Source organism: Intestinimonas sp. HCP28S3_D6, from assembly GCF_052065695.1.
GTDB lineage: Bacteria > Bacillota > Clostridia > Oscillospirales > Oscillospiraceae > Intestinimonas.
The window spans coordinates 1-344 of sequence record NZ_JBQHTM010000160.1; the positions used below are offsets into that span (position 1 = coordinate 1).

Below are 344 nucleotides of genomic sequence, written 5' to 3' on the forward strand. Positions count from 1 at the left end.
GTCCAGGATGTCCTGACCGGTGGTCTCCACCAGGCAGGCCTCGTTGCCGAAGGGATGGACGTTGATAATCTGCTCGTAGGTGATGTCGCCGGCGGGGATGTCGGCACGGATGCCGCCGCCGTTCACGAAGGCCACGTCGGCGCCCAGCAGCACACGGTAGGCGTCGGCGCACAGGTCGCCCAGGTTGGTCTCGGCGTTGCGCACGGCCCGCTCACCGGTGGCGGGGTCCAGGATGGTGAGGGCCACGTCGCTCTTGGCCACCACTTCCTGAAGCACACCGGCAAACTCCTCGTTCACCTTGGCCACGTAGGCCGCCACGGTCTCGTCCTGCTTGTCGTAGCCGC

The 344-nt window shown here is 67.2% G+C and carries 1 protein-coding gene; it reads right to left on the reverse strand.

Annotated features, from left to right (window positions below):
* The coding region (locus ACTNBK_RS17220; RefSeq protein WP_441147926.1) for a 5'-nucleotidase C-terminal domain-containing protein at positions 1-344 on the reverse strand (344 nt) is incomplete at both ends.